A 6,520-nucleotide genomic window follows, 5' to 3' on the forward strand; every position below is an offset into this window, starting at 1 on the left:
CGCGCTCCAACTCGTCCAGGATGGGGCACTCCGGGCTCGCATCCCCGTGGCAGCACCCCACCACCTCCTCCAGGGAGCTGAGCATGGCCTGCAGACCGGCAATGCGGGCCCGCAGATCGACGATCTTCTCCTGCGCCAGCTTCTTCACCTGGGCGCTGGTTCTGTGCTCGTCCCGATAGAGCGCCAACAGTTCCTGACACTCCTCCAGGTTGAAGCCGGTCTCCCGCGCCCGCTTGACGAAGCGCAGCTCCCGCAGGGCACCGTCTGTGTAGCTGCGATAGCCGTTGTCGCTGCGCACCGGGGCCGAGATGAGGCCGATGCTCTCGTAATAGCGAATGGTCTTGGCGGACAGCCCAGTGGCCTTGGCAACCTTGCTGATGTTCATGGATGGCTCCTTTTCGATTCAGATTGGCGCTGGCCGCCCGCCCTGGGCTGCCAGCGTTTCAGTAACAGGGAATTGCTCAATACCGTGATGCTGCTCAGGGCCATGGCCGCCCCCGCCAGCTCGGGGCTGAGATAGCCCAGCGCCGCCAGCGGAATGCCGATGATATTGAACACGAAGGCCCAGAACAGGTTCTGCTGTATGGTGCGCCAGGTGGCCGCCGAGATGTCGATGGCATCGGCCACCAACCGCGGGTCAGATCGCATGAGGGTGATGGAGGCGGTCTCCATGGCCACATCCGAGCCTGAGCCCATGGCGATGCCGACATCCGCCGCCGCCAGCGCCGGGGCGTCGTTCACCCCGTCCCCCACCATGGCTACCAGGCCCTGGGTACGGGCGCGCAGCGCCTCCACTTTTTCCACCTTGCCGGCGGGCAGCACAGAGTCAAAGGCGCCGTCCAACCCCAGCTTGGCGGCGATGTGGGCCACGGGTGCAGGCGCATCACCGCTCACCAGCCAGCTGGCGATGCCGCGCTGGCGTAGGATGGCGATAGCCTCGGGGCTCTCTGGGCGCAGGGTATCGGCCAGGGCGGCGATAGCCACCGCCACGCCGTCGATGGCGACCCAGACCCGGGTCGCACCGTCGGCGGGCGCTTCATCCTGCTGTGGCGGCTCAATGCCGAGCTGAGCCAGCAGGGAGGGATTGCCGATGGCCACCCTATGCCCCGCCACTTGACCGAGAATACCGGCACCGACCCGCACCTCCACGGCTTCGGGTTGGGGCAGCACGACCTCTTTGCCGACCGCCTCGCGCATCGCCAGCGCCAGCGGATGCTCGCTCGCCTGTTGCAGGGCGGCGGCGAGCCTAAGTTGTTCATCGGTGCCGCTCCAGCTCGCCAGCACGGGCTTGCCCTGGGTGAGGGTGCCAGTCTTGTCGAAGATGAGCGCCTTGATGGCGTGGGCCTTCTGCAGGGTATCCACATCCTTGATCAGGATGCCGTGGCGCGCCGCCACCCCGGTGCCGGTGACGATGGCGGCCGGGGTCGCCAGCCCCAGGGCGCAGGGACATGCGATCACCAGCACGGCGACGGCGGCCAGCAGCGCCTGACCGAAGTCGTTACTGTAGGCATACCAGGCCAGCAGGGTGAACAGGGCTATGGCCATGACCACGGGCACGAAGATGGCGGAGACCCTGTCCACCAGCTGTTGCAGCGGCGCCTTGCCCATCTGGGCACGCTCCACCAGGGCGATGATCTTGCTGAGGCTGGAGTCCTCCCCCACGGTCGTGGCCTCTATCTCCAGCACGCCGGAGCGGTTGATGGCGCCGCCCAGCACGGCATCCCCCAGTGCGCGCGGCACCGGCAGGCTCTCGCCGGTAAGAATGGATTCATCCAACTCGCTCGCACCACTCAGGATCTTGCCGTCCACCGGCACCCGCTCCCCCACCAGCACCCGCAGCCTGTCGCCACGCAGCACCTCGTCGATGGCGACACTCTGCCAGGCTTCGCCACGCCAGACGGTGGCGGTGTCCGGCCGCAACGCCATCAGCTCGCGAATGGCGGACTGGGTACTGCGGCGGGCCCTCGCCTCCAGCAGTTTCCCGAGTGAAATCAGGGTAATGATGATGGCGCTCGCCTCGAAATAGAGCTTGCCGCTGGCGGCCACGCCTAAGGTCAGCAGCAGATAGAGGCTGTAGAAGTAGGCGGCACTGGTGCCTGTCACCACCAGCACATCCATGTTGGCGGCGCGGTTCTTGAGGGCAAGCCAGGCACCGCGATAGAAGCGGGCCCCGATCCAGAACTGCACCGGGGTGGCGAGCACCAGCTCCAGCCAGGCGGGCAGATGCCAGGGGAACAGTCCGGCCATGGCGACCATGCCCACCAGCAGCGGCAGGGTGAGCAGGGCCGAAATAACAACCTGAGTCAGTGCCTGGCGGGCGGCGGCAGCTTCCTGCTCCTCACGGGCCAGCAGTTGCTGACGGCGCTGGCTGACGGAGCCTTGCGCCAGCTGGGCACCGAAGCCAAGCGCTTCTATATGGGTGCGCAGGGAAGCCAGGGTCTGGGTGCCGGGCACCAGCAGGATGCGGGCCTGCTCGAGGGAGAAATTGACCTCGGCCGAGATGACGCCAGGCAAGGCAGCCAGCATCTTGTTCAGCCGCGCCGAACAACCGGCACAGGTCATGCCGCTGATTTGGAAGGAGATCGTCTCATGGCCGTAGCCATAGCCCTGCCCCGTGATGCTGTCGAGGACCTCGGGCAGACGAGCCGGGTCACCGAGTTCGATGGCCGCCTGCTCCAGCGCGAAGTTGACGCTGGCCGTCACGCCGTCGAGCTGGTTGAGGGCGGCCGTGATGCGGCTGGCGCAGTTGGCGCAGCTCATGCCGCTGACGGGAAGTTGAATATGCATGGTCATGACAATCCTCCTCGGAGTTGACCAGCAAACCTTAACCTTTACTGTAAGGGCAAGCTCAAGTGAGCGCACCGACTTTTTGTGCAAATAAAAAACGGCGCCTTTTGGCGCCGTTGATACGATCGGCAGCATGCCGATCTGCCCCCTTCTCCCCTCACGGGGGAAGGGCCGGGGATGAGGGAACCGGGTCGTCAGATGCCGTACTGGGCGCGGTAGGCCCGCATGGCCGCCAGTTGCTCGGCCAGCGCGGGCTGCTCCGCCTGCTTCTCTTCCAGATACTGGATCAGGTCGCTCATCTGGATGATGGCGATGATGTGGGCGCCGTAGTCGCGCTCTACCTCCTGAATGGCGGAGAGCTCGCCCTTGCCCTTCTCCTGGCGATCCAGGGCAATCAGCACGCCGGCCAGGGAGGCACCGTTGGCCTGGATCAGATCCATGGATTCGCGGATGGCGGTCCCGGCGGTGATGACATCGTCCACCAGCATGATGCGCCCCTTGAGCGGGCAGCCCACCAGATTGCCGCCTTCGCCGTGATCCTTGGCCTCCTTGCGGTTGAAGCACCAGGGCACATCCACATCGTGCTGCTCTACCAGCTGCACCGCGGTGGCGGAGGCGATGGGGATCCCCTTGTAGGCCGGACCAAACAGCACATCGAATTCGATGCCAGCGTCCATCAGGGCGGCGGCATAAAAGCGGCCGAGGCGGGCCAGATCGCGGCCGCTGTTGAACAGGCCGGCGTTGAAGAAGTAGGGGCTCTTGCGGCCGGATTTCAGGGTGAACTCACCGAATTTGAGAACCTGTTTCTCCAGGGCGAACTCGATAAATTGACGCTGGTAGGCTTTCATTCTGGCTCCTTGCTTGGCTTGTCGTTTACTGGTGTGGGGGTATAAAAAAACGCGGTCAATGCCGCGTTTTTCAAATCAGAAATTCAGGAGAGCGCCTGCTTCTGCAGCGCTATGATGTCGTCGATGCCGCCCTTGGCGAGGGCCAGCATCGCCAGCAGCTCCTCGTGGGTGAAGGGCTCGGCCTCGGCGGTGCCCTGCACCTCTATGATGCGACCGTCTTCGGTCATCACCACGTTCATGTCGGTCTCGGCGGCGGAATCTTCCACGTACTCCAGATCGCAGATGGCTTCGCCCTGATACATGCCGACGGAGACCGCCGCGATCATCTGCTTGAGCGGGCTCTGCTTGAGCATGCCTTTCTCGACCATCCAGTTCAGCGCATCCACCAGCGCCACGCAGGCACCTGTGATGGCGGCGGTGCGGGTGCCGCCGTCGGCCTGCAGCACGTCACAGTCCACCGTGATGGAGTGCTCGCCGAGGGCGGTCAAATCCACGGCGGCACGCAGGGAGCGGGCTATCAGTCGGGAGATCTCCAGGGTGCGACCGCTCTGCTTGCCGGCGGCCGCCTCGCGGTTCATGCGCGAATGGGTGGAGCGCGGCAGCATGCCGTACTCGGCGGTGACCCAGCCCTGACCCTTGCCTTTCAGGAAGCGCGGCACGCTGGTGTCGACGCTGGCGGTGCACAGCACGCGGGTGTGGCCGAACTCCACCAGCACAGATCCTTCCGCATGCTTGGTGAAGTTGCGGGTGATGGTAACCGGGCGCACTTGCGCGGCACTGCGATCGCTGGGACGGGACATGGGACTGACCTCTGGGCTGGCTCAAATTGGCGGGGGATTATAAGTGATCCCGCCCCAAATATCAGCCGCTAAAACCACGCTGTCGGCTGACGGGGCAAGCCTGGCTGAGTATACTGCCCCCACACTTCATCAAGCCCGGAACAATCAATGATTCACAGCATGACCGCCTACGCCCGCAAGGAATTCAAGGGCGACTGGGGCACAGCCGTTTGGGAAATTCGTTCGGTCAACCAGCGCTATCTGGAAACCTACATCCGCCTGCCGGAGCAGCTGCGCAGCCTGGAGCCGGTCCTGCGCGAGCGTTTCCGTGCCAAGCTGCAGCGCGGCAAGGTGGAGTGCAACCTGCGGTTCGAGGCGGCCCAGGCCGCCGCCAGCCAGCTGCACATCAATGAAGAGCTGGCCAAGCTCATCATTGACGGCGCCAACTGGGTGATGAAAGAAGCCGGTCAGGGTCAACTCAATCCGGTGGACGTGCTGCGCTGGCCCGGCGTCATGGCCGCCGCCGAGCAGGACATGGATGCGGTCGCCACCGAATTGATGGGCGGTTTCGATCTGACCATGGAAGATTTCATCGCCTCCCGCGCCAGCGAAGGGACCAACCTCAAGGCGCTGATCGAGCAGCGTCTGGACGGCATCCAGGTGGAAGTGAAGAAGGTGCGCGTGCACCTGCCGCAGATCATCGAGTGGCAGCGCCAGAAGCTCACCGACCGTCTGGTCGAGGCCAAGGTCGAGCTGGATCCGGCCCGCATCGAGCAGGAAATCGTGCTGCTGGCCCAGAAGATCGACGTGGCCGAGGAGCTGGATCGCCTGGAGATGCACATCAGCGAGACCATCAAGATCATGAAGAAGGGCGGCGCCTGTGGCCGTCGTCTCGACTTCATGATGCAGGAGTTCAACCGCGAGTCGAACACGCTCGGTTCGAAATCCATCAACGCCGAGGTGACCCAGTCCGCGGTCGAGCTGAAGGTCCTCATCGAGCAGATGCGCGAGCAGATCCAGAATATAGAATGACGTTTTTTAGCGTTTCCCGCTGTTTTAGATGAACCTCAAACCCCTGATTTTCAGGGGTTTGTTGTTTTTTGGTGATTTGAGTTGTCCGCCACTGTTCTGATAAAGTGGTATCACGTTTGGTATCACGACACGACGTGATACCACCTTTTTCAGTACGTGATACCACTAGCCGAAGGACCCCGCATGAGAGCCAGTGAACTCGCCAAGAAGATCAAAGAGCAGGATGCTGAAGACGAAAAGGAGGGCAAGCTAGGTGCCACCAATAACATCAATGTGGGTGATGGCCTGTATCTTCGGAGACTACCCAGCGGTACCCGCAAATGGGTACTCCGTTATACCAATATCGCCAAGAAACGGGTCTGGTTCACGATAGGGTCATACCCTCATCTATCCCTAGCTCAGGCTCGTGGAGAAGCCGCCCGCCTCAACGCCGATGTAGAAAATGGCAAAGACCCTTCAGCAGAGCGCAAACGCGATCAGCAAGAGACAATCAAAACTGTCGATCAACTGTTTCTGGACTGGTATCAGCATGATGTCAGCCGGCGACTAAAGAACCCGCAGATCCCCAAGCGCATTTACCAAAAGGAGATTGCCCCACACATTGGCAAGCTGGCATTGAAAGACGTTAATGCTCGCGATATACGCGCCATTATCCATAAAGTCGCCAACTCCGGGCGCAATGCAACCGCCAATGATGCCCTCATGGTCTGCAAGCAACTTTTCAAACACGGGCTCAAGCTGGACCTGCTGGACTACAGTCCGGCTCAAGCCTTCACCATGTCGGATGCTGGTGGGCTGGAAAAAAGCCGGAAGCGCATTCTTAGTCTTGATGAGCTGGATTTACTGTTCACCGTTCTTCGCAAACACCGGGACCAGTTCGTCCGTGAAAACTACCTGGCAATCGCGCTGTTGGTTCATCTAGGGGTGCGTAAAGGCGAGTTGATTGCGGCTATGTGGAGTGAGTTCGATTTTAACGAGGGAACGTGGTGCATTCCGGCTAAGCGCAGTAAGACAGCCACCGAGATCACTATCCCGCTGAGTGCAGCCAGCCTCGAATTGTAGTGGTCTAATCAT

At 62.2% G+C, this 6,520-nt stretch carries 6 protein-coding genes; 2 read left to right on the plus strand and 4 right to left on the minus strand.

The window, feature by feature from the left end:
- The 4 genes from cueR to rph form a co-directional block, all read right to left on the minus strand.
- Positions 1–385, minus strand: a 385-nt coding sequence (cueR, locus tag LG30_RS0107345; protein ID WP_033130061.1) for a Cu(I)-responsive transcriptional regulator, incomplete at its 3' end; no start/stop codon positions are given.
- The gene (locus tag LG30_RS0107350) at positions 382–2,793 is read right to left on the minus strand and encodes a heavy metal translocating P-type ATPase (protein ID WP_033130062.1); all 2,412 of its coding nucleotides are present in this window, start codon (positions 2,791–2,793) and stop codon (positions 382–384) included. The genes LG30_RS0107350 and cueR, both read right to left, overlap by 4 nt.
- Positions 2,794–2,981: 188 nt before the next feature.
- Positions 2,982–3,635 (minus strand): orotate phosphoribosyltransferase, encoded by a 654-nt coding sequence (gene pyrE, locus LG30_RS0107355; protein ID WP_033130063.1) that lies wholly within the window; start codon positions 3,633–3,635, stop codon positions 2,982–2,984.
- Positions 3,636–3,718: 83 nt separating this feature from the next.
- Positions 3,719–4,435, minus strand: a complete 717-nt coding sequence (gene rph, locus LG30_RS0107360; RefSeq protein ID WP_025328763.1) for a ribonuclease PH — start codon at positions 4,433–4,435, stop codon at positions 3,719–3,721.
- A 147-nt stretch (positions 4,436–4,582) separates the two neighbouring features.
- Here rph and LG30_RS0107365 point away from each other — a divergent pair, with 147 nt between their 5' ends.
- Complete coding sequence (locus LG30_RS0107365) at positions 4,583–5,446, plus strand: YicC/YloC family endoribonuclease (protein ID WP_033130064.1); 864 nt, start codon at positions 4,583–4,585, stop codon at positions 5,444–5,446.
- A 183-nt stretch (positions 5,447–5,629) separates the two neighbouring features.
- On the plus strand, positions 5,630–6,508 hold the full coding sequence (locus tag LG30_RS0107370; protein ID WP_238566394.1) for a tyrosine-type recombinase/integrase: 879 nt from the start codon (positions 5,630–5,632) through the stop codon (positions 6,506–6,508).
- The last annotated feature ends 12 nt before the right edge of the window (positions 6,509–6,520 follow it).

Source organism: Aeromonas aquatica (assembly GCF_000764655.1).
Lineage (GTDB): Bacteria > Pseudomonadota > Gammaproteobacteria > Enterobacterales > Aeromonadaceae > Aeromonas > Aeromonas aquatica.